21 protein-coding genes are annotated in these 22,749 nt (G+C 54.3%); 14 read left to right on the top strand and 7 right to left on the bottom strand.

Annotated features, from left to right (window positions below; genetic code table 11):
* Window positions 1–69: 69 nt before the first annotated feature.
* The gene (locus tag ACXIZX_RS01150) at window positions 70–465 is read right to left on the bottom strand and encodes an IS3 family transposase (protein ID WP_008109970.1); all 396 of its coding nucleotides are present in this window, start codon (window positions 463–465) and stop codon (window positions 70–72) included.
* 526 nt (window positions 466–991) lie between these two features.
* Between ACXIZX_RS01150 and ACXIZX_RS01155 the strand changes: the two genes are divergently transcribed.
* Complete coding sequence (locus ACXIZX_RS01155; protein ID WP_008109971.1) at window positions 992–2,248, top strand: oligosaccharide flippase family protein; 1,257 nt, start codon at window positions 992–994, stop codon at window positions 2,246–2,248.
* Window positions 2,249–2,256: 8 nt separating this feature from the next.
* Window positions 2,257–3,207 (top strand): ATP-grasp fold amidoligase family protein, encoded by a 951-nt coding sequence (locus tag ACXIZX_RS01160; RefSeq protein WP_008109972.1) that lies wholly within the window; start codon window positions 2,257–2,259, stop codon window positions 3,205–3,207.
* A gap of 56 nt (window positions 3,208–3,263) precedes the next feature.
* On the opposite strand, the gene ACXIZX_RS01165 is transcribed toward ACXIZX_RS01160, so the two are convergent.
* Both ACXIZX_RS01165 and soxS read right to left on the bottom strand, forming a co-directional pair.
* Window positions 3,264–3,545, bottom strand: a complete 282-nt coding sequence (locus ACXIZX_RS01165; protein ID WP_008109973.1) for a YjcB family protein — start codon at window positions 3,543–3,545, stop codon at window positions 3,264–3,266.
* A gap of 254 nt (window positions 3,546–3,799) precedes the next feature.
* Window positions 3,800–4,231, bottom strand: a complete 432-nt coding sequence (gene soxS, locus ACXIZX_RS01170; protein WP_036649992.1) for a superoxide response transcriptional regulator SoxS — start codon at window positions 4,229–4,231, stop codon at window positions 3,800–3,802.
* Window positions 4,232–4,329: 98 nt separating this feature from the next.
* Between soxS and soxR the strand changes: the two genes are divergently transcribed.
* The 4 genes from soxR (at window position 4,330) to ACXIZX_RS01190 (ending at window position 8,912) form a co-directional block, all read left to right on the top strand.
* Window positions 4,330–4,806, top strand: coding sequence for a redox-sensitive transcriptional activator SoxR (soxR, locus tag ACXIZX_RS01175; RefSeq protein ID WP_479403460.1), 477 nt, complete (start codon window positions 4,330–4,332; stop codon window positions 4,804–4,806).
* Between the two features lie 43 nt (window positions 4,807–4,849).
* The gene (locus ACXIZX_RS01180) at window positions 4,850–5,515 is read left to right on the top strand and encodes a glutathione S-transferase family protein (protein WP_258144375.1); all 666 of its coding nucleotides are present in this window, start codon (window positions 4,850–4,852) and stop codon (window positions 5,513–5,515) included.
* A 258-nt stretch (window positions 5,516–5,773) separates the two neighbouring features.
* Window positions 5,774–7,123: an NCS2 family permease gene (locus ACXIZX_RS01185; RefSeq protein ID WP_061718363.1), complete on the top strand. Its 1,350-nt coding sequence runs from the start codon at window positions 5,774–5,776 to the stop codon at window positions 7,121–7,123.
* Window positions 7,124–7,262: 139 nt separating this feature from the next.
* Complete coding sequence (locus ACXIZX_RS01190; RefSeq protein ID WP_008109982.1) at window positions 7,263–8,912, top strand: Na+/H+ antiporter; 1,650 nt, start codon at window positions 7,263–7,265, stop codon at window positions 8,910–8,912.
* 69 nt (window positions 8,913–8,981) lie between these two features.
* On the opposite strand, the gene ACXIZX_RS01195 is transcribed toward ACXIZX_RS01190, so the two are convergent.
* Window positions 8,982–9,884, bottom strand: a complete 903-nt coding sequence (locus ACXIZX_RS01195) for a LysR family transcriptional regulator (RefSeq protein WP_008109983.1) — start codon at window positions 9,882–9,884, stop codon at window positions 8,982–8,984.
* A 104-nt stretch (window positions 9,885–9,988) separates the two neighbouring features.
* On the opposite strand from ACXIZX_RS01195, the gene ACXIZX_RS01200 reads away from it, so the two are divergent.
* The 4 genes from ACXIZX_RS01200 (at window position 9,989) to ACXIZX_RS01215 (ending at window position 12,412) form a co-directional block, all read left to right on the top strand.
* Window positions 9,989–10,411: a CidA/LrgA family protein gene (locus ACXIZX_RS01200; protein WP_008109984.1), complete on the top strand. Its 423-nt coding sequence runs from the start codon at window positions 9,989–9,991 to the stop codon at window positions 10,409–10,411.
* On the top strand, window positions 10,404–11,099 hold the full coding sequence (locus tag ACXIZX_RS01205; protein WP_008109985.1) for an LrgB family protein: 696 nt from the start codon (window positions 10,404–10,406) through the stop codon (window positions 11,097–11,099). Before ACXIZX_RS01200 ends, ACXIZX_RS01205 begins: the two co-directional genes overlap by 8 nt.
* 84 nt (window positions 11,100–11,183) lie before the next feature.
* Window positions 11,184–11,726, top strand: a complete 543-nt coding sequence (locus ACXIZX_RS01210) for a YfaZ family outer membrane protein (protein ID WP_008109986.1) — start codon at window positions 11,184–11,186, stop codon at window positions 11,724–11,726.
* A 140-nt stretch (window positions 11,727–11,866) separates the two neighbouring features.
* Window positions 11,867–12,412, top strand: a complete 546-nt coding sequence (locus tag ACXIZX_RS01215; protein WP_008109987.1) for a YfaZ family outer membrane protein — start codon at window positions 11,867–11,869, stop codon at window positions 12,410–12,412.
* 76 nt (window positions 12,413–12,488) lie between these two features.
* Here the strand turns inward: ACXIZX_RS01215 and actP are convergent, their stop codons facing one another.
* The 3 genes from actP to acs form a co-directional block, all read right to left on the bottom strand.
* Window positions 12,489–14,141, bottom strand: coding sequence for a cation/acetate symporter ActP (gene actP / locus ACXIZX_RS01220; RefSeq protein WP_008109988.1), 1,653 nt, complete (start codon window positions 14,139–14,141; stop codon window positions 12,489–12,491).
* Window positions 14,138–14,464 (bottom strand): DUF485 domain-containing protein, encoded by a 327-nt coding sequence (locus ACXIZX_RS01225; protein ID WP_008109989.1) that lies wholly within the window; start codon window positions 14,462–14,464, stop codon window positions 14,138–14,140. The genes actP and ACXIZX_RS01225 overlap by 4 nt, the downstream gene beginning before the upstream one ends.
* Window positions 14,465–14,637: 173 nt before the next feature.
* Window positions 14,638–16,593 carry an acetate--CoA ligase gene (gene acs / locus ACXIZX_RS01230; protein WP_479403461.1) on the bottom strand — a complete coding sequence of 652 codons (1,956 nt, stop codon included), beginning with the start codon at window positions 16,591–16,593 and terminating at the stop codon, window positions 14,638–14,640.
* A gap of 581 nt (window positions 16,594–17,174) precedes the next feature.
* On the opposite strand from acs, the gene gltP reads away from it, so the two are divergent.
* The 4 genes from gltP (at window position 17,175) to ACXIZX_RS01250 (ending at window position 22,324) form a co-directional block, all read left to right on the top strand.
* Complete coding sequence (gene gltP, locus ACXIZX_RS01235; RefSeq protein WP_061718358.1) at window positions 17,175–18,476, top strand: glutamate/aspartate:proton symporter GltP; 1,302 nt, start codon at window positions 17,175–17,177, stop codon at window positions 18,474–18,476.
* A gap of 172 nt (window positions 18,477–18,648) precedes the next feature.
* The gene (gene murQ, locus ACXIZX_RS01240; protein WP_479403462.1) at window positions 18,649–19,560 is read left to right on the top strand and encodes an N-acetylmuramic acid 6-phosphate etherase; all 912 of its coding nucleotides are present in this window, start codon (window positions 18,649–18,651) and stop codon (window positions 19,558–19,560) included.
* Window positions 19,560–20,990: a PTS N-acetylmuramic acid transporter subunit IIBC gene (gene murP, locus ACXIZX_RS01245; RefSeq protein ID WP_479404836.1), complete on the top strand. Its 1,431-nt coding sequence runs from the start codon at window positions 19,560–19,562 to the stop codon at window positions 20,988–20,990. Before murQ ends, murP begins: the two co-directional genes overlap by 1 nt.
* Window positions 20,991–21,136: 146 nt before the next feature.
* Window positions 21,137–22,324: an IS4 family transposase gene (locus ACXIZX_RS01250; RefSeq protein ID WP_479403451.1), complete on the top strand. Its 1,188-nt coding sequence runs from the start codon at window positions 21,137–21,139 to the stop codon at window positions 22,322–22,324.
* Window positions 22,325–22,749 lie beyond the last annotated feature (425 nt).

The following is a 22,749-nucleotide window of genomic DNA, read 5'->3' on the forward strand; positions in this document are numbered from 1 at the left end:
AATGATCTTCATATCTTCTGGTAAGAACAAATCTCAGCATTAAGTCAAATAACATCGGCCTTAATGGTGTTAGCGATTATCTGTTCCTGCAGGATAATGATAAACGCTGCGGCTAATATCCAGTAAACGGCAGCTACGACGGGTACCTATGTCGAATGTCGTTTGCAGAAAGTTAACCGCCTGACGCTTTTCATTCGTGGTAAAGAAGTTTTTCAATACGCTTTGCAGCATCTCTTTATCGGAACTCAGAGATTGCAGTTCACGCGTGAGGTTAAGAAGCTGATCTTCCAACTCCTTGATTTTGCGACCTTCCTCGGAAGAGAGCCCAGAAAACTTCTTCTTCCAGCTATAGAAAGTGGCCTCGGAAATGCCAAGCTCCTCACAAATCTCCCTGACTTTCACTCCCGTTTCAGAAGCTTTAATGGCATTTGTGATTTGCTCTTCGCTATATCGTGACTTTCTCATAAATGCTATTACCTTTCTTATCAATTAGTGGATGAGAATTACTGTATTAATATCTGGCACTGCAAAAACACTATTAATTCAGTATTAAAGTGCGCGATTTGAATTGCGAGGGTTAAATTAAGATATTTAGAAGAAATATCATCATGGGATAAATCTTATTTTATTCCGAATGGCATTGAACGCCTTCCTGGCTTTAGGTTTTTGATATAAATTCTCTCCATCCCAAATGCAGAAAAATACTACATTCATTGGAAAATCGGCATAAACCACTTGCAGAAATGTCAGGGTGTGCCAGTAAACCTTTGCTTAGAATTTAAGCTGAAATCGTTTACATCCACCGAGTTTCGCACCGGATATAATCGGAATTTTCCTGAATATAATTCCTAATTGCTGACGCGAGTCTCATTTTTCGGACCAGTTTGGTTTGAAGGTAATAAATTAAGTCAGGCCCACTGAGCGCTTGTTAATTCATTTCAAGGACGTTGTACCGAAAGTTGTTGTAGTTCGTAATACTAAGGATCAGTCAATGAAATTGAGCGTAATGTCTAATGCCGCCTGGATGATGTCTGAAAAGATCGTCTCCGTGTTCGGCGTCATATTTGTGACCTCCTACGTGGCAAAATCCTTTGGTCCAACCATCTTTGGCCAAATGGCGTTTTCGACCTCGCTATTTTCCATGGTGCAGACCGTGGCGATTTTCGGTACGGAAACCATCCTGTTTAAACGTATCAGTAAGAGTGCGCCAAAAGGGCTGCGCCTGATGACCGTAGCGCGCAACATGCGCATGGTTTTGCTGTTGCTGACATCGCTGCCCGTCTTGATTTGGGTCTGGTACAACATGCAGGAAAACTTCCTCGCTTTTGCACTGGCCTCGTTTATCTCTTCGGTTTTCGTGACGCAGGACACCTTCAGTGTCTACAACAATGCGCGCTTAGCGTCGCGACTGAATACCATCGCCAACTCTGTCGGTTTGCTGCTGGGCTTCAGCTTAAGTTTTGCCATTGCCTGGCTGCACCTCAATCCGCTGTGGCTGACCGTATCGATTGTCGCCGTCACGCTGGTGCCGTATGTCATTAAGCGTTTTAACTTTTACCGCGAAAATCAGGACGTGGCGCCGCCGCAGGATAAGCGCAACACCTATCTGCGCTATTTGCTGTACGCCGGATTACCGCTGGCCATCTCCAGCATCTTTATCTCGGTGCAGGTGAAAGCGGCACAGATGTTCCTGGCGGGCATCGCCTCGGCGCGCGATCTCGGGCTGTTCGCCGCCGCCAATACCATTTCGGCTTCCTGGATTTTCATCCCGGTCGCCATCATCACTTCCTGCTTTTCGGAAATCTTCCGCGAGCGTGGAGAAGCCGCCATCAAGCTGACAGCACGGCTTAATGGTTATGTCATGGGTGTTTCATTGTTGTTGTTAGCGGTGATCGCGATGTACGGCGAAAAAATCATCATCGCTTTATATGGTCACGAGTACACACAGTCAGGAAGTCTCATTACGTTGTTGTCGTTAGCGACCTGCTTTTCGGCGATGGGGACCGTAGCGTATCGCTACATGGTCAAAGAAGGCGGGTTTAATTATCTGTTGAAGAAAATTGTTTGCCTGATGGTGATCAGCTTGCCGCTGTCGTGGTGGCTGATCCAGGGCTACGGCATCATGGGTGCCGCATGGAGCGTTTTCATCTCAGAATTGCTGTCTCTTACCGTAATGAATTACTTCTTCAAAAACGGCGTCATCCAAAAAATCCAGGTTTCCTCACTCAACTACAAAACCTACAAATGAGGTCAGATATGCTCAAGTTGAAAGATGAACTCAGAAGAAGCGTGCAGTACTTCATCAAGAAGATGCCCTGGGCATACCAGGATCGTATCTACTATTTTCATAAGTTCCGCAAACTGCCCAATTTGCGTGAGCCGAAAGTGTTTAACGAGAAGGTGCTGTACCGCAAATTCATCCATGGCGATTATCAGATGTATGGTCGTCTATCGGACAAGTATTCGGTGCGCGAATATATCGCCGAGAAAGTGGGCAGCGAATACCTGATCCCGCTGGTGTACGAGACCAGCGATCCAAGCTCTTTGCACACGCTGCCGAGCTGGAAAAATACCGTCATCAAGCCGAATCACGCCTCTAACATGGTGGAGATTCTGCTGGAAGAGCCGGATGCGCTGAAGAAGCAGCAGATTATTAGCGACTGCCATCGCTGGCTGAAGACCGATTTCGCCAACGAAGCGCGTGAGATTCACTATCGCTACATCAAGCCACGCATTCTGGTGGAGCAGTACATTGGCGATGGTAAATCGGCGCCGATTGATTACAAGTTCCACATGTTCAACAAGCGCGACGGCAGCTTTGAGTATGTGTTGCAGGTGATCTACAACCGCTGCAATCCGCTGTTGTCGATGAACTTTTACGTCAACAACCTCAACGAGGCGTATCACAAAATTCGTGATACCGGCCTGGACGTGACGCCACAAATGGCCTCGTTGCAGCACGCGTTGGCGTTGAGTAAAAAGCTGGCGAGTGATTTCGATTATGTGCGCGTGGATTGGTACATTGATAAAGAGCAGATCTACTTCGGCGAGTTGACCTTTACGCCAGGCGCGGGTTTGGTGACCGGTCTGGATCGCGGGCTCAATCAGATGATGGGTGATATGTGGATTCAGGATCGTCGCGGTACGAAGATACCGGGCATCACGGTGACGGAAGTGACCATTCCGGCCGTATTGAAGAAAATTTAAGTATCACACAGCAAAATAAAAAACCCCGCTTCGGCGGGGTTTTTTATTGGCAGCGATTAAGGCATTGGCCAATCGGTTGGCGTCTGGCTCATCACTTCAATAAAGGCGTTTTTGGAGATTTCCATAAAGTTATGCAGATTCTCCATGCTCAGCGTGATACCGAGCAGGCCAGTGACAAACCAGCAGGACATACCCACGCCAATGCCACCGCACAGCAGCGCCATCACGTGATGACTGTTCTGACGCAGTCGAATTTTCATGGTGCTGGCGAAGAACATCATTACCGCACTCAGGAGTTCCCAGCGCATAACAATCAGACTGGTGGTTAAGGTGGCCATCTGCAAAAACCTCTTAGAATCAGTGATATCCCCGACATTCAATCGACATCACTGGCGGCGAAGAAGGAAGGTCAGGGAAGTCCTTCAGGCCGTCTTACTGAATACAGGAAAGTGTGACTTGGCTCACATTATATCACTCGATTTTAAATTTTGAACAAAATTTATACCTGGTATGGTAGAAAGATTTTTATCGAACTGGAGGGAAAAGCAGGCAGGAAAAGCGAGGTGCGCCCGCAAGGGGCGCGCAGAAAAGGTTAGCTAACCGGGCAGCACTCGCCGGTTGTACGCTGGGCAAAACTGGTCATGTTGTTGTCTGCACAGTCAAAACTGAGCAAGCGCGGACGCTGAATCATCGCCTGACGACGCATAGTGTGACGATAAGCGGTTGGCGTTTGCGAGAACTGACGGCGGAACACGCGCGAAAAGGTCTGCTGCGAGTCATAACCGTATTGCATCGCGATATCGAACACCGGACGCTGAGTTTGACGCAGCGCTTCAGCGGCCAGCGTCAGACGACGTTCGCGAATATAGCCACCCAGCGTTTGTTTCGTGACGGCACGGAACATACGCTGCAGGTGCCATTTTGAGTAACCTGATTTTGCCGCGACTTCATCAATAGACAGCGCTTTATCCAGATTCTGATCGATCCAGTTGGACAGCGAATGAATGATTTCCTGTTGCATCATAGCCTCATCCTTCTGATGTTTTTTGCCTGGTGAGAAATTCGAAGTTTTGCTGGGGTGCGAGTATAATTCCTCAAGTTAACTTGAGGTAAAGGCCCTAAATGAAAAAAGAACGCAATTACCCGAAGCCGGTTTTAACGCCGGGCGAAGTGGCGAAGCGCAGCGGCGTGGCGGTGTCGGCGCTGCACTTCTATGAGACCAAAGGATTGATTTTCAGCTCGCGCAACGGCGGCAATCAACGCCGCTACAGCCGTGACGTGCTGCGTCGCGTGGCCATCATCAAAATTGCGCAACGTATCGGTATTCCGCTGGCGACGGTGAGCGACAGCCTGACGCATGTGCCGGCCAATAAGCGCATGTCGACGCATGAGTGGGACGCGCTGACGCAACACTGGCGCGAGGAGCTGGATAAACGCATCGAAACCCTGACGCGCTTGCGTAACGATCTGGATGGCTGCATTGGCTGCGGCTGTTTATCGATGCGCGATTGTCCGCTACGCAATCCGGGTGACCGCCTGGGCGAGCAAGGTTCGGGCGCGGTGCTACTCGATCCGGAACAAGACGAGCAAAAACGCTGATCGACTATACTTGGCGGAACACTTTTACCGGCAAGGAAACCGTATGATCACCGTTCACCATCTGGAAAACTCCCGCTCGCATCGCGTGTTATGGCTACTGGAAGAGCTCGCGGTGCCTTACCAAATCAAACGCTATCAACGTGAAAACACTCTGCTGGCCCCCGATTCCTTAAAGAAAGTGCATCCGCTAGGGAAATCACCGGTGATTACCGACGGCAATCGCGTGATTGCCGAGTCAGGCGCGATTCTCGAATACCTGCAACTCAAATACGACAGCGAGCATCAGCTGGCGTTGAGTCATGAAGATGAACAGATTCAGGCGCGTTACTGGCTGCATTACGCGGAAGGATCGCTGATGCCGCTGCTGGTAATGAAGCTGGTGTTTGCGCAGTTTGGCAAAAAGCCGGTGCCGTGGCTGCTGCGTCCGGCTGGCATCGCACTGAGTAAAGGGATTCAGAAAGCCTGGCTTAATAAGCAGCTGGCTTTGCACGGCAGCGTGATTGAAGAGCATCTCACGCAGCATCCATTTTTTGCCGGTTCACGTTTTAGCATCGCCGATGTGCAGATGAGCTTCCCGCTGCTGGCGCTGCAGTTGCGGGGTTCACTGCGCGATACGCCCGCCACCGCCCGCTGGCTGGAAACCATGCAGCAGCGCGCTGCCTGGCAACGTGCGATCCAGCAGGGTGGCGCGATTGAGTTGAGCCGCTAAGTTCAGCCAGGTCGCCATGAATGGCGACCCTACGGGACGGATGCCTGAATTTATCCTGTCATGCCCGCGATTAGTAGTTGAAAACCCCATGGCAAACGCCAGATAATCGTTTGCCTTTTTTCCGCGTCCCCTTTTACGGCCTGGAATACGCGGCGACGTAAACGTTTGCCTGGATTTTCATCATAAAAATCCGCCATCAGGGAACAGCAAACGTGCGCCGCGCGGCGACTCACATCACAAAAATATTGAGGAAGAATTATGTCTGGCGAATCGCGCCCGGCCAGTGGAAAACTGGACGCCTGGTTCAATATCTCTGCACGCGGCAGCAGCGTGCGTCAGGAAGTATTGGCGGGTCTGACAACGTTTCTGGCGATGGTGTATTCCGTCATCGTGGTGCCCGGCATGCTGGGCAAAGCGGGCTTCTCGCCAACGGCGGTGTTCGTCGCCACCTGTTTAGTCGCCAGTTTTGGCTCGATTATCATGGGCTTGTGGGCCAACCTGCCAATGGCGATTGGTTGCGCCATCTCACTGACCGCGTTCACCGCTTTCAGCCTGGTGCTTGGCCAGCACATTAGCGTGCCGGTGGCGCTTGGCGCAGTGTTCCTGATGGGCTTACTGTTCACGCTGATTTCGGTCACCGGCATCCGCGCATGGATTCTGCGTAACTTGCCGATGGGCGTGGCGCACGGAACCGGTGTCGGTATCGGCTTGTTCCTGCTACTGATCGCCGCGGACGGTATTGGTTTGGTGGTGAAAAACCCGGCTGCGGGCTTGCCGGTGGCGCTGGGTCAGTTCGCGTCATTTCCGGTGATCATGTCGCTGGTCGGCCTGGCAGCGATTTTCGGTCTGGAAAAACGCCGCGTGCCGGGCGGCATTCTGCTGACCATCATCACCATCTCGATTCTTGGCCTGATTTTCGATCCGGCGGTGACCTATCAAGGTCTGTTCGCTATGCCGAGCCTGAAGGATGCCAACGGGCAATCGGCGATGTTTAGCCTTGATATCATGGGCGCGCTGCAACCTGTGGTGCTGCCGAGCGTGCTGGCGCTGGTGATGACCGCCGTCTTTGATGCCACCGGCACCATTCGCGCGGTAGCGGGGCAGGCGAATCTGCTGGACAAAGAGGGGCAGATCATCAACGGCGGTCGTGCGCTGACCACCGATTCCGTCAGCAGCCTGTTCGCTGGTCTGGTCGGCGCTTCGCCGGCTGCGGTCTACATCGAATCGGCGGCAGGAACGGCGGCGGGCGGGAAAACCGGTCTGACGGCGATTGTGGTGGGTTTGCTGTTCCTGGTGATTCTGTTTATGTCACCGCTGGCCTATCTGGTTCCCGCTTACGCGACGGCACCAGCATTGATGTACGTTGGCCTGCTGATGCTGAGCAACGTGGCAAAAATCGACTTCAACGACTTCGTTGATGCGATGTCCGGCTTGCTGACCGCAGTGTTCATCGTGCTGACCTGCAACATCGTCACTGGCATCATGCTCGGCTTCGCTTCACTGGTGATTGGTCGTTTGTTTGCTGGCGAGTGGCGCAAGCTGAACGTTGGCACCGTGGTGATTGCTGTCGCGCTGGTGGCGTTCTATGCCGGTGGCTGGGCCATCTGACTTTAAAGCGAATAAATTTCGAGATTATTCTCTTTCTGCCCCACGCCGCACATCGGGTTGCCCCGCTGTGCGGCGTTTTGTTTTACACTTTCCCACGCAACAACATCGCTTTAATGAAATTGATTCGCCTAAGGAAAGCATGGAAATCTTCTTTACTATTCTCATCATGACGCTGGTGGTTTCACTCTCCAGCGTGGCGGCACGTATTCTGCCGTTTCAAATTCCCCTGCCGCTGGTACAAATTGCCGCCGGTGCACTGCTCGCATTTCCAGTCTTCGGCCTGCATGTCGATTTTGATCCGGAGCTGTTCCTTGTGCTGTTCATTCCACCGCTGCTGTTCGCGGATGGCTGGAAAACGCCGATTAACGAGTTCCTGCATCACGGTCGCGAAATCATGGGGCTGGCGCTGGTTCTGGTGCTGATCACCGTGGTCGGGATTGGCTACCTGATTTACTGGCTGGTGCCGGGGATTCCGCTGATTCCCGCCTTTGCGCTGGCGGCGGTGCTGTCGCCAACCGATGCCGTGGCGCTGTCCGGCATTGTCGGTGAAGGGCGCATCCCGAAAAAAATCATGTCGATTGTGCAGGGCGAAGCCCTGATGAACGATGCATCGGGTCTGGTATCGCTGAAGTTTGCCGTCGCGGTGGCGATGGGCACCATGGTGTTCACGTGGGGCGGCGCCAGCGTCGAGTTTCTCAAAGTGGCGGTCGGCGGTTTGGTTGCTGGTGTGGCGATATGCTGGCTGTATGGCCGCTCACTGCGTCTGCTGAGCCGCTGGAGCGGTGATGACCCGGCAACACAAACCGTGCTGCTGCTGCTGTTACCGTTCGCCTCGTACCTGATTGCGGAACACCTTGGCGTGTCGGGCATCCTCGCCGCCGTCGCCGCCGGTATGACCATCACGCGTTCTGGCATTATCCGCCAGGCACCGCTGGCGATGCGTCTGCGTGCGAACAGCGTGTGGCAGATGCTGGAGTTCGTGTTCAACGGCATGGTGTTCCTGATGCTCGGCCTGCAACTGCCCGACATCCTTTCCACCTCGATTGCGCAGGCCAACGCCGATCCTAACGTCGAACTGTGGATGCTGTTTACCGACGTTCTGTTGGTGTATGCCGCGCTGATGGTGGTGCGTTTCGGTTGGTTGTGGATCATGAAGCGCACCAGCATGCGCTTGCTGAAGAAGAAGCCGCTGGAGTTTACCAACTACTCGCTGCGTGAGCTGCTGATTGCCTCTTTTGCCGGGGTTCGCGGCGCCATCACGCTGGCTGGTGTGCTGTCGATTCCGCTGTTCCTCAGCAACGGCGATCCGTTCCCAGCGCGCTATGAATTGGTGTTCATCGCCACCGGCGTGATTTTAGTGTCGCTGCTGGTTGGTGTGGTGATCTTGCCGATTCTGCTGCGTGACGTTGAGAGCATCGATAAGGTCGGCCATCGTCGTGAGATTCAGTTTGCGCGTGCTGCGATGGCGGGCGTGGCGATTGAGAGCCTGCATAAAATGGAGCAGCGCCTCGAAACCGACACCGAAGAGAACATCGATCCTGAACTGCTGAAAGAGGTCAGCCTGCGCGTGATTGGTAATCTGCGTCGCCGCGCGGAGGGCAAAAACGATATCGAACAGGCGCAATTTGCCGAAAACCTCGAACGTCGCTTCCGCCTCAATGCGCTGCGTGCCGAGCGTGCCGAGGTTTATCATCTGCGCGCCACGCAGGAGATCTCCAACGAGACGATGCAGAAACTGCTGCACGATCTCGATCTGCTGGAAGCGCTGCTGATAGAGAAAGAGGAATAGCAGCCAGTCACACAAACGTAAGGTCGCCATTCATGGCGGCCTATCTACATAAATGCGCTGCGGCCGTTTTCACACCGACAGCCGCGGCGCACTATCCGGCCAGTGTTCACGACAACACTCAATCCACGCTTCGGCGCTACGCGACAGATAACTGCCTTCCCGCCAAATCAGCCCTAAGCTCCACTGCAACTCCGATTCCAGCGGCAGCCACAGCAGCGATTGTTTATCCAGCCGCTGACAAATGGGCTCCGGCAGAATCGCCAATCCCATGCCCGCCTGCACCATCGCGGCGAGAAAATCCCACTGCGCGCTGCGCAACGCAATAGTCGGCGTCAGGTTCTGGCGTTGGAATGCTTTGCGAATCTGGCGATTCAGCGCGAACTCTTCATTGAGGATCAGTAGCGGATGTTCGGCTAACTCCGCCAAAGCCACTTTACGGTGATTGCGCCATTGTTCAGTGCGCGGCAGCAGAACGCACAGCGGATGGTGCATCAACTCCAGCGTGTTGAGCGGCAGTTCTGACTCAATCGGCAGCGCGGTGAGGGCGATATCGAGCGCGCCACTCAGCACCGCTTGCTGCGCCGTTAATCCACCGAACTCGGAGATTTTCAGCTGTACGCCCGGATAACGGCGGCGAAAGGCTGAGATCGATCCGGCCATCTGCATGCCGACCATCGGCGGAATCCCCAGCCGCAGCTCGCCGGTTTTCAGCTGGTTGATATCACCCAACTGCGCCTCAAGCTGATGAAACTCCTGCAAAATCACCAATCCGCGCTGGTAAACCGCCTGGCCGCTATCAGTAAGATGCAGTTTGCGACCTTCACGCAGCAGCAAGGTGCAGCCGAGCTCCTCTTCCAGCTGGCGCAACATTTTGCTGATGGTCGGCTGCGTCACGAACAGCTTCTCAGCCGCACGGGTGAAGCTTTGCTGTCGCACCACTTCAGTGAAGTAGCGCAAGGCACGTACGTCCATAAACATTCCTTTTGGGCATAGTTTGAATGATTTTAATTCATTTCTTTCACAGTTTGCGGCGGATTTATACTGGGCACCTCAATTCTTCCTCAGGGTTCAAGGCAATGATGGCATTAAGTCCGCGCAGAACGGATCTCCTGCAACGTACATTTGTTCCGCTGCAGCTGGTGCTGTATGTCGGTTTGTTTATTTTCAGCGACAGACTGGTGAGCTGGCTGCATTTGCCGCTGCCGGCCAATGTGGTTGGCATGGTGCTGCTGCTGGTGTTAATCATGACGCGCATCGTGCCGCTGCGCTGGGTGAAAGCCGGTGCTAACTGGCTGCTGGCGGAAATGCTGCTGTTCTTTATTCCAGCGGTGGTGGCGGTAGTGAATTACAGCGATTTGCTGCGCAGTGAAGGCTGGCGCATTTGCGTGGTGATTGGCGTCAGTACCTTGCTGGTACTGGCGTCGACTTCACTGGTGGTCGATCGTTTATATCGCTTCGAACTGGCGCGCGCCGCCCGCAAGCAGGCCCATCATGAATGATCTGCTGATTAGCCTGCTGTGTCTGGCGTTTACACTGCTGGTCTATTACCTCAATAAGATTCTCTATCGTCGCTGGCGCACGCTACTGTTGATGCCGCTGGTCTTGACGCCGTTGGTGCTGGTGGCGCTGCTGCTGCTCACTCATGTCAGCTGGAAAAATTACATCGCCGAAAGTCACTGGCTGATTTGGTTGCTCGGTCCGGCAACGCTGGCGTTTGCCGTGCCGGTGTATGAGAACCTCGAAATCATCAAGCGTCACTGGCTGTCGCTCAGCGTGGGCGTGCTGACGGCCACGCTGGTGGCGGTATGCAGTTCGGTGTGGCTGGCGCGCTTGCTGACGCTGCCGGAAACCATCCAGCGCAGCCTGGCGGTACGCTCGATCACCACGCCGTTTGCGCTGGCAGCCGCGCAGCCAATTGGTGGCCAGCCGGATCTGGTGGCGCTATTTGTGGTGATCACCGGCGTGTTCGGTATGGCGGTGGGCGATGTACTGTTTCTGCGTATCGCCATCAAACAAGGCGTCGCCAAAGGCGCGGGTTTTGGTGCGGCGTCGCACGGCGCAGGTACCGCGCGCGCTTACCAACTCGGCCAGCAGGAAGGCGTGGTGTCCAGCCTGGTGATGATGCTGTCAGGTGTCGTGACGGTGATTCTTGCGCCGCTGCTGAGCCATTTATTATGGGCGTCATGATGCCTTTGTTTTGAGTCATTGCTCATACTGCAATCACATCGCTTTGCTTATTGTTTGCACGCTTAAACTATAAGGAAGCGAGAAATGAAAAGTCAGTATTTTGCAATGGGGCTCCTGTTGGCCTCCGCTGGGGTAAACGCTCAGGAAATCGGCGTAAAGGGTGGTAGTGATTTCTTTGCTGCCGCAATCAATAGCCAAAAAACCGCGCCAGGCCTGCAATACGGTGTGGAATATGTCAAAGCAAAACATCAGTCAGAGTTGCTGGACGCTAATCTGGGCTATGGCGTGGCGGTCGGAGAGCTGCGCGTAGTTCCACGCGTGGGCTTGTTCTGGGCTGAGTTGAACCACGACAAGACCTCCAGCTACGGCGTTAACGCGGGTATCCGCGCGATGGCTCCATTGCCACAAGCGCGCCATACCTGGCTTTACTTCGATTTCAGCATGTCGCCGAATATCGGCAATTATAAGCTGGATCATCTGCATCAATTTGAAGCGGGTGTTTACTATCAACCGGCACACTGGCTCACGTTGAGCTCAGGTTACCGCTATCTCGGCAGTGGTTTGCACGGCCATACAACCCAACATGCGATTGATGGGTTGTTTATGGGCGCAGCCTGGCGTTTCTAGTCTGACGAGTGGCCTTGCGGGGCCACTTTTTCCCCCGCCGTAATCCATTTTTACGTAAAGCTTTCCAAATAATGTTGTCTCTCGTCGCCAGGCTGGTACCCTTGCCGCCGAATTAATTGTCCTTCATGGAGTGGAATCACATGTTAAAGCAACTTGTTACTGGAAGCGTATTGGGTCTGGCACTGCTGAGCAGCGGCGCGCAGGCAATTGAGGGCAGTGTTGACGTGGGTGAGCATAGCACCAACCTGAACCTTGGCCTCGGCACCACTTCACCGGGCCTGTTCCTGAAAGGCAACTGGCTGCGCAGCGATCACGATGGCAGCACTTACGGTGCGGGCCTCGGCTATAACATCGACGTGGGCGATTTCCGCATTGCTCCTACCGCGAAAGCGCTGTTCACCCATCCGGAAGATGGTCGTGATGGCTTCACCGTGGCAGTCGGTGGCGCAGCGCAATACAGCTTCAACAGCATGTGGGGCCTGTACGGCGAATATTACTATGCGCCAGAAGCCTTCTCCGATCGTCTGGATAGCTACCAGGAAGCCTCGGGCGGCCTGAGCTTTACGCCGATCTCTCTGCTGAACCTGCGTGTGGGTTATCAGTACATCGAGCTGAACAACAAAGGCAGCCGCAAAGATAACGTACTGGTCGATGGCCCGTACGTTGGCGCGTCACTGCGTTTCTAATGAGGTAACCAGGTGCGCATCAATGCGCACCCTATCCGTAGGGTCGCCATTCATGGCGACCTTTTTAACATCCTCACTAATGCGATTTACCCTGCGAAATCCCAATCCCCGTCTGCGAGCGAATAAACTGCCCACGGAAGCGCGCACGTTCCTGCGCACCGCGTGCTGAATGGTCGGTAATCGAGAACAGCCAGATGCCGATAAACGCCGCCAGCATCGAGAACAGCGCCGGATACTCATACGGATAAATCGGCTTCTCATGCCCCAACACTTGCACCCAAATCGTCGGGCCAAGGATCATCAGCAGCACAGCAGTGATCAGTCCCAGCCAACCGCCCACCATCGCGCCGCGCGTGGTCAGTTTCGACCAGTACATCGACAGCAGAATAATCGGGAAGTTACAGCTGGCAGCAATCGAGAACGCCAGGCCGACCATGAAGGCAATGTTCTGTTTCTCAAACAGAATCCCCAGCGCAATCGCTACCACGCCCAACACCAGCACGGTGATCTTCGAGATGCGCAGTTCATCGCGCTCCGTCGCCTTACCTTCGCGGATCACGCTGGCATAGAGATCGTGTGAAACCGCTGATGCGCCCGCCAGTGTCAAACCTGCCACCACCGCCAGAATGGTGGCGAAGGCCACTGCCGAGATAAAGCCGAGGAACAGGCTACCGCCGACCGCATTCGCCAGATGCACCGCAGCCATATTGGTGCCGCCGAGCAGCGCGCCGCTGGCATCTTTGAAGGCTGGATTCGCTCCCACCAGCAAAATCGCGCCGAAGCCGATAATAAAAGTCAGGAAGTAGAAGTAGCCCATAAAGCCGGTAGCCCAGAACACGCTTTTACGCGCTTCACGCGCATCGGCCACGGTGAAGAAGCGCATCAGAATATGCGGCAAACCGGCAGTACCGAACATCAAACCGAGACCTAATGAGAGCGCCGAGATCGGATCTTTCACCAGCCCGCCAGGCTGCATGATCGCCGCGCCTTTCGGGTGCACCGCCATCGCTTCGGTGAACAGCGTATTGAAGCTAAAGCCAACGGCTTTCATCACCATAATCGCCATAAAGCTAGCGCCAAACAGCAGCAGCACCGCTTTAATGATCTGCACCCAGGTGGTCGCCAGCATGCCGCCGAACAGCACGTACAGCACCATCAAAATGCCGACCATCACCACCGCGATATGGTAATCGAGGCCAAACAGCAGCTGGATCAGCTTACCGGCACCGACCATCTGCGCGATCAGATAGAGCGCCACCACCACCAGCGAGCCGCAGGCCGACAACGTACGGATCGGTTTCTGCGCGAGGCGATAGGAAGCGACATCGGCGAAGGTATAGCGCCCGAGGTTACGCAACCGTTCGGCAATCAAAAACAGGATCATCGGCCAGCCGACGAGGAAGCCGAGCGAGTAGATCAGCCCGTCGTAACCCGAGGTGTAAACCAGAGCAGAAATACCAAGGAAGGAGGCGGCGGACATAAAGTCACCGGCGATGGCTAGGCCATTCTGGAAACCGGTGATATTGCCGCCAGCGGTGTAGTAATCGCTGCGTGAGCGGGTGCGTTTCGAGGCCCAATAAGTGATGCCGAGCGTCGCGGCGACAAACACCACGAACATGATAATGGCTTCATAGTTGGTGGCTTGCCGTTGCACCGCGCCGGTAATGGCATCGGCGGCAAACACGCTGGCGGGCACGATGGCTAAAAATACCGAAAGCAGGCGCTTCATGATTTCACCTCGCTCAGGATCTGTTTGGTCAGACGATCAAACTCGCCGTTGGCGCGCCACACGTAGACGCCGGTCAGCACGAATGACATCACGATTAAACCGACGCCAATCGGAATGCCGCGCGTGACGTTAGTGCCCGCGTGCAGCGGCGTACCGAGCCAGGCGGGCGCAAAGGCGATCAACAGAATAAAGCCGATGTAGAGCACCAGCATGATCACGCTGAGCAGCAGCGCAAACGCCTGGCGCTTATGCACCAGCTCATGAAAGCGCGGATTATTCTCGACTTGTTGCCAGACTGCTTCCTGTTCAGGGGTTTCGTTCATCACATTTTCTCCAGAGGCAAGGCAGACAGAAATCTCACAATAAAGTGATTTAACCATCTGAATATTCTAGTTATATAGGTTGTGCGATGGTGAAAAGCATACGGCGTAAGGTGAAGGTGACGGAGAGGAGCCTGCCGGGGACAGGCTGACACTCTCCGTCGGGTCGATGCCGGTTATGGCATGGTGATGGACTGTTTCTCCTCCAGCAATTTCTCTACCACGCCCGGATCGGCCAGCGTAGAGGTATCGCCGAGATTGCTGGTATCGCCGGCAGCGATTTTGCGCAGAATGCGACGCATAATCTTGCCTGAGCGGGTTTTTGGCAGCGAGTCGGTCCAGTGCAGCACATCCGGCGTGGCAATCGGGCCAATCTCTTTACGCACCCAGTTACGCACTTCGGTATACAGCTCTGGCGACGGCTCTTCGCCGTGGTTGAGCGTGATATAAGCGTAGATCGCCTGGCCTTTGATGCTGTGCGGAATGCCCACCACCGCAGCTTCGGCAATCTTCGGATGCGACACCAGCGCCGATTCAATCTCGGCGGTGCCAAGACGGTGACCGGAAACGTTCAGCACGTCATCAACGCGGCCGGTGATCCAGTAATAACCATCTTCATCACGGCGCGCGCCGTCACCGCTGAAGTAGCGATTTTTGAAGGTAGAGAAATAGGTTTGCTCGAAACGATCGTGATCGCCATACAGCGTACGCGCCTGGCCTGGCCAGGAATCAACGATCACCAGGTTGCCTTCGGTCGCCCCCTCAAGCGGATTGCCTTCGTTATCTACCAGCGCAGGCTGCACGCCGAAGAACGGTTTGGTGGCGGAACCGGCTTTCAGTTCGGTCGCACCCGGCAATGGCGTGATCATGAAGCCGCCGGTTTCGGTTTGCCACCAGGTATCGACGATCGGGCAACGGCTGTCGCCAATCTTCTTGTAATACCACTCCCAGGCTTCCGGGTTGATCGGTTCACCCACCGAACCCATGATGCGCAGGCTGCTGCGATCGGTGCCTTCAATCGCTTTATCACCTTCGGCCATCAGCGCGCGAATCGCGGTTGGCGCGGTATACAGCAGCGTAACCTTATGTTTATCCACCACTTCCGCCATGCGGCTCGGCTTCGGCCAGTTCGGCACGCCTTCAAACATCAGCGTGGTCGCGCCGCACGCCAGCGGCCCGTAAATCAGATAGCTGTGGCCGGTGATCCAGCCGACGTCGGCGGTACACCAGTAAACATCATCCGGATGATAATCAAACACATACTTGAAGGTGCTGGCGGCATACACCAGATAACCGCCGGTGGTGTGCAGCACGCCTTTCGGCTTGCCGGTGGAACCGGAGGTATAAAGGATAAACAGCGGATGTTCGGCATCAACGGCGACCGGTTGGTGCTGATCGCTGGCCTTCGCTACCAGATCGTGCCACCACAGATCGCGGCCTTCGCGCCAGCCGGTGTCTTTACCGGTGCGCTTAAACACCACCACATTTTTCACCGTGGTGACATTCGGATTGTTCAGGGCATCATCGACGTTTTTCTTCAGCGGAATGCTGCGACCAGCACGCACGCCTTCATCGGCGGTGATGATTAGTTTGGCGTTGGAATCGACCACGCGTCCGGCGACCGCTTCCGGTGAGAAGCCACCGAAGATCACCGAGTGCACCGCGCCAATGCGCGCGCAGGCCAGCATCGCCACGGCCGCTTCGGGCACCATCGGCATATAGATCGCGACCACGTCGCCTTTCTTCACGCCCAGGCTGCCGAGCACATTGGCAAAGCGGCAGACGTCCGCATGCAGTTCGCGGAAGGTAATGGTTTTGCTTTCGCTGGCGTCGTCGCCTTCCCAGATGATGGCAGGATGGTCGCCACGCGTGGCCAGATGGCGATCGAGGCAGTTAGCGGCGAGGTTTAGCTCGCCATCTTCATACCAGCGAATTGAAATATTGCCGGGGGCAAAGGAGGTATTTTTCACTTTGCTGTAAGGCTTAATCCAGTCGAGGATTTTGCCTTGCTCACCCCAAAAGGTGTCGGGATCGTCAACCGATTGTTGATACAGCGCCGCATACTGATCGGCATTAATGAGAGCATTCGCTGCAATGGCAGCGGGTACGGGATGCTTGTGTATTTGGCTCATGGCTGACCTCCTTGAAGATGTTAATCATATGTCAATCAATGGTTAATTGAAGAGCGCAGTAGGGCTTTGTTTCTGTTTTGTAGTCTGGATCACGACCTTTTATCACCGCCAAATGCCCCACGAACGCGGAGTCAAAACGCCGCGCGATCAGTCCGATCTTCTGCTTTAAGCCTAAGAGATTTCTGGTTCTTCTGTGCAAATAATAAGCAAACGAGCCGGGCCGCTTTTTGCGCAATATTGCATAGCTATGCTGAAACTTATCGAATTAACACTTTTCATAACAGCGAGTTATGGCTGTTAACCTTTGTCAGCATTTTATGCTACTAACCTGAATAAGATTTGCGCTATCACGCCGGGGGTTGCATTTACCGTAGTGAAAATGGTACTTATCTCGGCCCTGTTCAGCAGGTATCAACTCAGACTGCATCACTCCGCAGGCGCAAAATGCCTGCACAGCTGTAACCGACGTAGTCATAAATAACCCTCTATTTTATCGGGCTTTTGCTCACTTCCCTGTGTGACATTTCTCCTGCACCTTCGCAGCAGAGCAAAGGGGTTTTTAACTGAGGAAATAACGCGTTATGAAAGGTTTTAAGTTCACCCTTGCATGGCAAATCCTCGTCGCGCTGATTTTGGGCGTGATTGTGGGAACCGTGCTGCATAATCAGCCCGACGATCGTGAATGGTTAATCACTAACATTCTGACGCCAGCGGGTGACATCTTTATTCATCTGATCAAGATGATTGTGGTACCGATTGTTATCTCCTCACTGATTGTCGGCATTGCTGGCGTGGGTGATGCGAAAAAGCTCGGACGTATTGGTGTCAAAACCATCATCTATTTTGAAGTGATCACCACCATTGCCATTGTGGTCGGCATCACGCTGGCCAACGTATTCCAACCCGGCAGCGGCATTGATATGTCAACGCTGGCAACGGTGGACATCTCTAAATACGAAGCCACAACCGAAGCCGTTCAGGGCGCACCGCACGGTCTGGTCACCACCATTCTGTCGCTGATCCCGCAGAACATCTTCGCCTCGCTGGTGAAGGGCGACATGCTGCCGATTATCTTTTTCTCGGTGCTATTTGGTATGGGCTTGTCGGCGCTGCCATCGGAACATCGCGATCCGCTGGTCACGGTATTCCGTTCTATTTCCGAAACCATGTTTAAAGTGACGCACATGATCATGCGTTATGCGCCAGTCGGCGTGTTTGCGCTGATTGCGGTTACCATTGCGAACTTCGGTTTTGCCTCGCTCTATCCGCTCGCCAAGCTGGTGTTGCTGGTGTACGTGGCGATTCTGTTCTTTGCTTTCGTGGTGCTCGGCACGGTGGCGCGCTTCTGTAAGCTGCGCATCACTACGCTGATGCGCATTCTGAAAGACGAGCTGATTCTTGCCTATTCCACTTCCAGCTCAGAAACCGTGCTGCCGCGCATCATGCAGAAGATGGAAGCCTACGGTGCACCGAAAGCCATCACCAGCTTCGTGGTGCCAACCGGTTACTCGTTCAACCTCGACGGTTCAACGCTTTATCAGAGCATCGCGGCGATCTTTATCGCCCAACTGTATGGCATTGACCTGTCGCTGACCGACGAGATCATTCTGGTGCTGACGCTGATGGTGACCTCGAAAGGTATCGCTGGCGTGCCGGGCGTCTCCTTTGTGGTGCTGCTGGCAACGCTGGGCAGCGTGGGGATTCCGCTGGAAGGTCTGGCGTTTATCGCCGGTGTGGATCGCATCATGGACATGGCGCGCACCGCGCTGAACGTGATCGGTAACGCGCTGGCGGTGCTGGTGATCGCGCGCTGGGAAGACCAGTTCGACACCAAACAGGCCGCCGCCTACGAGCAGCAGCTGCGCACCCAAAGCGCCAGTTAATAACGTCGTAGGGTCGCCATTCATGGCGACCGCCATATACAGAAACCCGCTTAGGCGGGTTTTTTTATGCCTGCTGCGGCAAAAAGCAAAAAAATCACGCGCAGCAGAGGAATTAACAATTCTGTGTGATATATAGTTTTACGAATAAATTATTCTCTCACCGGAGTGTCCCATGCAGATCGATCTCAGCCAGATGATCACCGAAGGTCGTAATCCCGCCAGTCAGAACATTGATGAGCTGTCCACCGAAGCCATGCTGCGGGTGATTAATGATGAAGACAAAAAAGTGGCATTGGCGGTGGAAGCCATCGTGCCGCAGATTGCGCAGGTGGTAGATGCCATCACCCAAGCCTTCAGCAAAGGCGGTCGCCTGATCTATTGCGGCGCGGGCACGTCGGGTCGTCTGGGTATTCTGGATGCCAGCGAATGTCCGCCTACCTTTGGCACGCCGCGCAGCCAGGTTGTTGGGCTGATTGCTGGCGGCCACACCGCAATTCTGCAGGCGGTGGAAAACGCCGAAGACAATGTTGAGCAAGGCGCGCAGGATCTGCGGGATATCCAGTTCAATGCTAACGATGTGCTGGTCGGGATTGCCGCCAGCGGCCGCACGCCGTATGTGCTGGGCGCGCTGGCGTATGCGCGTCAGCAAGGCGCATTTACCGCAGCGTTAACCTGCAATCCCAACAGCCCGATGTCGCAGGCTGCGGATGTGGCGTTGACGCCGGTGGTGGGCCCGGAAGTGGTCACCGGTTCATCGCGCATGAAGGCCGGAACGGCGCAGAAGCTGGTGCTCAATATGCTCACCACCGGCGCGATGATTCGCAGCGGCAAGGTGTACGGCAATTTGATGGTCGATGTGGAAGCCACTAATCAGAAGCTGGTGCAGCGCCAGGTGAATATCGTCAAACAAGCCACCGACTGTGACGATGCCACCGCGCAGCAGGCGCTGGCGGCGTGTAATGGGCATTGTAAAACCGCGATTGTCATGGTGCTGGCGGGATTAACTTCCGATGAAGCGAAATCGCTGCTGAGTCAGAATCAGGGCTTTATTCGCAATGCGCTACGTGACGCAGGAGCGCAATGATGGCGGCCATTACCGAAGGTCTGGTGCGCGATATCCTGCAGGCTGTGGGCGGCGCCAGCAACGTGCTGCAGTGCGGCAACTGCATGACGCGTCTGCGCCTGACGCTCAACGATGCCACGCAGGTGGATAGCGCCACACTCAAAACGCTGCCGGGAGTGCTGGGTGTGATCGACAGCGATGCGCAGCTGCAGATTGTGCTCGGTCCCGGCAAAGCACAAACCGCAGCGGAGAAAATGCAGGCGCTGCTCAATCAACAGACGCCAGGCGATCTGCAGGCCATCGCCAGCGCGCAAAAGCAGCAGATGAAGGCGAAACAGACCAGCGCGCTGCACCGTTTTCTCTCTTGCTTTGCCACTATCTTTACGCCGCTGATCCCCGGTTTTATCGGTGCCGGTTTGCTGCTGGGTTTTGCCACGCTGATCGAGCAGATCTTTCACCTCAATCAACCGGGCGATCACGCGCGCTGGCTGCTGGATACCGTGGCGTACATGAAGGTGTTCGGCAAAGGGCTGTTTACCTTCCTGAGTATTTTGATCGGCTACAACGCACAGAAAGCCTTTGGTGGGACCGGCGTGAACGGCGCCATTATCGCCTCACTGTTTGTGCTCGGTTATGTGCCTGACGCCAAAGTTGGCTATTACAGCGGCATGCAGGATTTCTTCGGCATGGTGATTGATCCACGCGGCAATATTATAGGCGTGCTGCTGGCGGCGATATTTGGTGCCTGGATTGAGAAACAGCTGCGAAAAATCATTCCCGATAATCTCGATATGATCCTGACGTCGTTGCTGACGTTATTAATTACCGGCGCGGTGACATTCCTGGTGATTATGCCGATCGGCGGCGAACTGTTTAAAGGTATGTCGTGGTTGTTTATTCACCTCAATAACAATCCGTTTGGTTGCGCTATTTTGGCCGGACTGTTTTTAATTGCGGTGATGTTTGGCATTCATCAGGGCTTTATTCCGGTCTATTTCGCGCTGATGGAAACCCAGGGCTTTAACTCGCTCTTTCCCATTCTGGCGATGGCTGGCGCCGGGCAGGTTGGCGCCTCGCTGGCGTTATGGTGTAAAGCGGATAAACACTCGCAGCTGCGTAAACAGATCAAAGGCGCGATTGTGCCAGGTTTGCTCGGTGTCGGCGAACCGCTGATTTATGGCGTCACGCTGCCGCGCCTGAAGCCGTTTATTACCGCCTGTTTTGGCGGCGCGCTGGGCGGCTTCTTTATCGGGCTGGTGGCGTGGCTGGGATTGCCAGTGGGAATGAACACCGTGTTTGGCCCTTCCGGTTTAGTCACGCTGCCGCTAATGACTTCATCACAGGGCATTTTTGCCGGGATGGCGGTCTATCTCGCCGGGTTGATTGTAGCGTGGATTGGCGGGTTTGCTTTTACCTGGTGGGGCGGCACCCGCGATGTGGATTTGAGTTGAGTGAAGTGCGTGCATCGACCAGGTCGCCATAAATGGCGACCCTAAAAACCAACTCCCCGTAGGGCTGATGAATCCCCACAAAAACGAAGCAGGCACAGTGGAAAAATGATCTAATTATTGCGCCAACAAAAAATAAGATCGCCACTATGCCTGCTTCCGCATTTTGCCATAAATTTTTACGGGAATCTTTAGCCAGCACCCATCAGTATCGTCGTAACGCCCTCACTGATATGACGATTTCCCTGACCCGCGGTGCTTCCCTCAATCTGACCAGCATTGGTCGCTCTCTTGCGGGCGATGCCCGCGTTAAGCACAAAATCAAACGCGTTGACCGCCTTATGGGGAATGCTGCCCTCCACCGGGAGGTGCCCGCGCTGTCACGCGACATTATCTGCTGGCTTATCCGGGACATGAAGGAGTGCGTCATTGCCGTGGACTGGAGCGCCTGGCCGACTCAGTCCTTCAGCCTTTTGCGTGCCAGCCTGCTGGCGGACGGACGCGCTATCCCGCTGCTGAGCCTCATCGCAGAAGGCGATAAGCTGGGAAATCCCGACCTTCAGAACCGCTTTCTGGACGAACTGGCCGGGTGTATGGGAGACAGGAAAGTGACCATCGTCACCGATGCCGGGTTCCGCCGCGAGTGGTTTAACCGCGTTCAGTCGCACGGATGGCACTTCATCGGCCGGCTCAGGGGCAACGGCGTTCTGAAGCTGGCCGGAACGGATGAGTGGGTAACGCCGGGTCAGCTAAAAGCCGGCACAACGCCGCGCTGTGCTGGTGCGGCCCGGCTGACGCGATATAAAAAATCACCGGCTTACGGCTTCGTGCACGTTCATAAGAGAGCGCCCAAAAATCGTCACGGAAAGAAAAGCCGGGATCGTTTTTTTTACACGCGCGAAGAGGCAAACCAGAGTCGCCTGGCCCGTGAGCCGTGGGTGCTGTTTACCAGCGATGCGGAGCTGAAGCCACGGACGGTAATGAAGCTTTACAGCCGGAGAATGCAGATAGAACAGAACTTCCGGGATGAAAAGAGTGAACGTTACGGTATGGGGCTGAGAAGCAGCTTCAGCCGGAGTGTGGAAAGGATGTCAGTGCTGAACCTGCTGTCGACGCTGTGCAGCATCTTACTGTGGCTGATGGGCTACGCGCTTGAAAGCAAAGGCGAGCACCGGTTTTATCAGGCGAACACGGTGCAACACCGGCGAGTACTGTCATACCTTACGCTGGCAAGAAATGCGATAAGGCACAACCCGGCAGGGATCAGTCAGCTGGATATAGAAACGGTGCGAGCCGAACTATCAGCGAGTTACAGGAATATCGTATATGTGTATTAACGATATTCCTGGGGATCCCTCAGCCCGTAGGGTCGCCATTCATGGCGACCTTGCCTAACCGTGACTCTGATCACACTTTTAAACTCTCTCGCATCGCTTATCCTGGCACTGTCCCGTTAATCCATTAAGTACCGTTTGTAAGTAAAGTGTCAGCAGAAAATAAAGGATTTATTAAGGAGATAGAAAGCTAGACCTAAAATTTAAAATGGACTTAATATATTTATAATATCCAACCTGCATCGCAATTAATTCCCCGAAATCACAATAGGTTACTCATTATTGCCTTTTGCACTTAGCAATGAAAACGTCTATACCTAAAGCCAATTAATCTATAACAAAAATTCCATCCCTTTTTCGCTGCACCGTATTTCTTCACACAGTTGTTCTCAAATTAGATTGCTACACGGGATTGGTATTAACCTGCC

The organism is Candidatus Pantoea symbiotica, from assembly GCF_056491525.1.

What these genes read in the sequence shown, in the direction of transcription:
- ACXIZX_RS01150 (WP_008109970.1), bottom strand. Translation starts at nt 465, where the DNA reads ATGAGAAAGTCACGATATAGCGAAGAGCAAATCACAAATGCCATTAAA.
- ACXIZX_RS01155 (WP_008109971.1), top strand. Translation starts at nt 992, where the DNA reads ATGAAATTGAGCGTAATGTCTAATGCCGCCTGGATGATGTCTGAAAAG.
- ACXIZX_RS01160 (WP_008109972.1), top strand. Translation starts at nt 2,257, where the DNA reads ATGCTCAAGTTGAAAGATGAACTCAGAAGAAGCGTGCAGTACTTCATC.
- ACXIZX_RS01165 (WP_008109973.1), bottom strand. Translation starts at nt 3,545, where the DNA reads ATGGCCACCTTAACCACCAGTCTGATTGTTATGCGCTGGGAACTCCTG.
- soxS (WP_036649992.1), bottom strand. Translation starts at nt 4,231, where the DNA reads ATGATGCAACAGGAAATCATTCATTCGCTGTCCAACTGGATCGATCAG.
- soxR (WP_479403460.1), top strand. Translation starts at nt 4,330, where the DNA reads ATGAAAAAAGAACGCAATTACCCGAAGCCGGTTTTAACGCCGGGCGAA.
- ACXIZX_RS01180 (WP_258144375.1), top strand. Translation starts at nt 4,850, where the DNA reads ATGATCACCGTTCACCATCTGGAAAACTCCCGCTCGCATCGCGTGTTA.
- ACXIZX_RS01185 (WP_061718363.1), top strand. Translation starts at nt 5,774, where the DNA reads ATGTCTGGCGAATCGCGCCCGGCCAGTGGAAAACTGGACGCCTGGTTC.
- ACXIZX_RS01190 (WP_008109982.1), top strand. Translation starts at nt 7,263, where the DNA reads ATGGAAATCTTCTTTACTATTCTCATCATGACGCTGGTGGTTTCACTC.
- ACXIZX_RS01195 (WP_008109983.1), bottom strand. Translation starts at nt 9,884, where the DNA reads ATGGACGTACGTGCCTTGCGCTACTTCACTGAAGTGGTGCGACAGCAA.
- ACXIZX_RS01200 (WP_008109984.1), top strand. Translation starts at nt 9,989, where the DNA reads ATGATGGCATTAAGTCCGCGCAGAACGGATCTCCTGCAACGTACATTT.
- ACXIZX_RS01205 (WP_008109985.1), top strand. Translation starts at nt 10,404, where the DNA reads ATGAATGATCTGCTGATTAGCCTGCTGTGTCTGGCGTTTACACTGCTG.
- ACXIZX_RS01210 (WP_008109986.1), top strand. Translation starts at nt 11,184, where the DNA reads ATGAAAAGTCAGTATTTTGCAATGGGGCTCCTGTTGGCCTCCGCTGGG.
- ACXIZX_RS01215 (WP_008109987.1), top strand. Translation starts at nt 11,867, where the DNA reads ATGTTAAAGCAACTTGTTACTGGAAGCGTATTGGGTCTGGCACTGCTG.
- actP (WP_008109988.1), bottom strand. Translation starts at nt 14,141, where the DNA reads ATGAAGCGCCTGCTTTCGGTATTTTTAGCCATCGTGCCCGCCAGCGTG.
- ACXIZX_RS01225 (WP_008109989.1), bottom strand. Translation starts at nt 14,464, where the DNA reads ATGAACGAAACCCCTGAACAGGAAGCAGTCTGGCAACAAGTCGAGAAT.
- acs (WP_479403461.1), bottom strand. Translation starts at nt 16,593, where the DNA reads ATGAGCCAAATACACAAGCATCCCGTACCCGCTGCCATTGCAGCGAAT.
- gltP (WP_061718358.1), top strand. Translation starts at nt 17,175, where the DNA reads ATGAAAGGTTTTAAGTTCACCCTTGCATGGCAAATCCTCGTCGCGCTG.
- murQ (WP_479403462.1), top strand. Translation starts at nt 18,649, where the DNA reads ATGCAGATCGATCTCAGCCAGATGATCACCGAAGGTCGTAATCCCGCC.
- murP (WP_479404836.1), top strand. Translation starts at nt 19,560, where the DNA reads ATGGCGGCCATTACCGAAGGTCTGGTGCGCGATATCCTGCAGGCTGTG.
- ACXIZX_RS01250 (WP_479403451.1), top strand. Translation starts at nt 21,137, where the DNA reads ATGCCTGCTTCCGCATTTTGCCATAAATTTTTACGGGAATCTTTAGCC.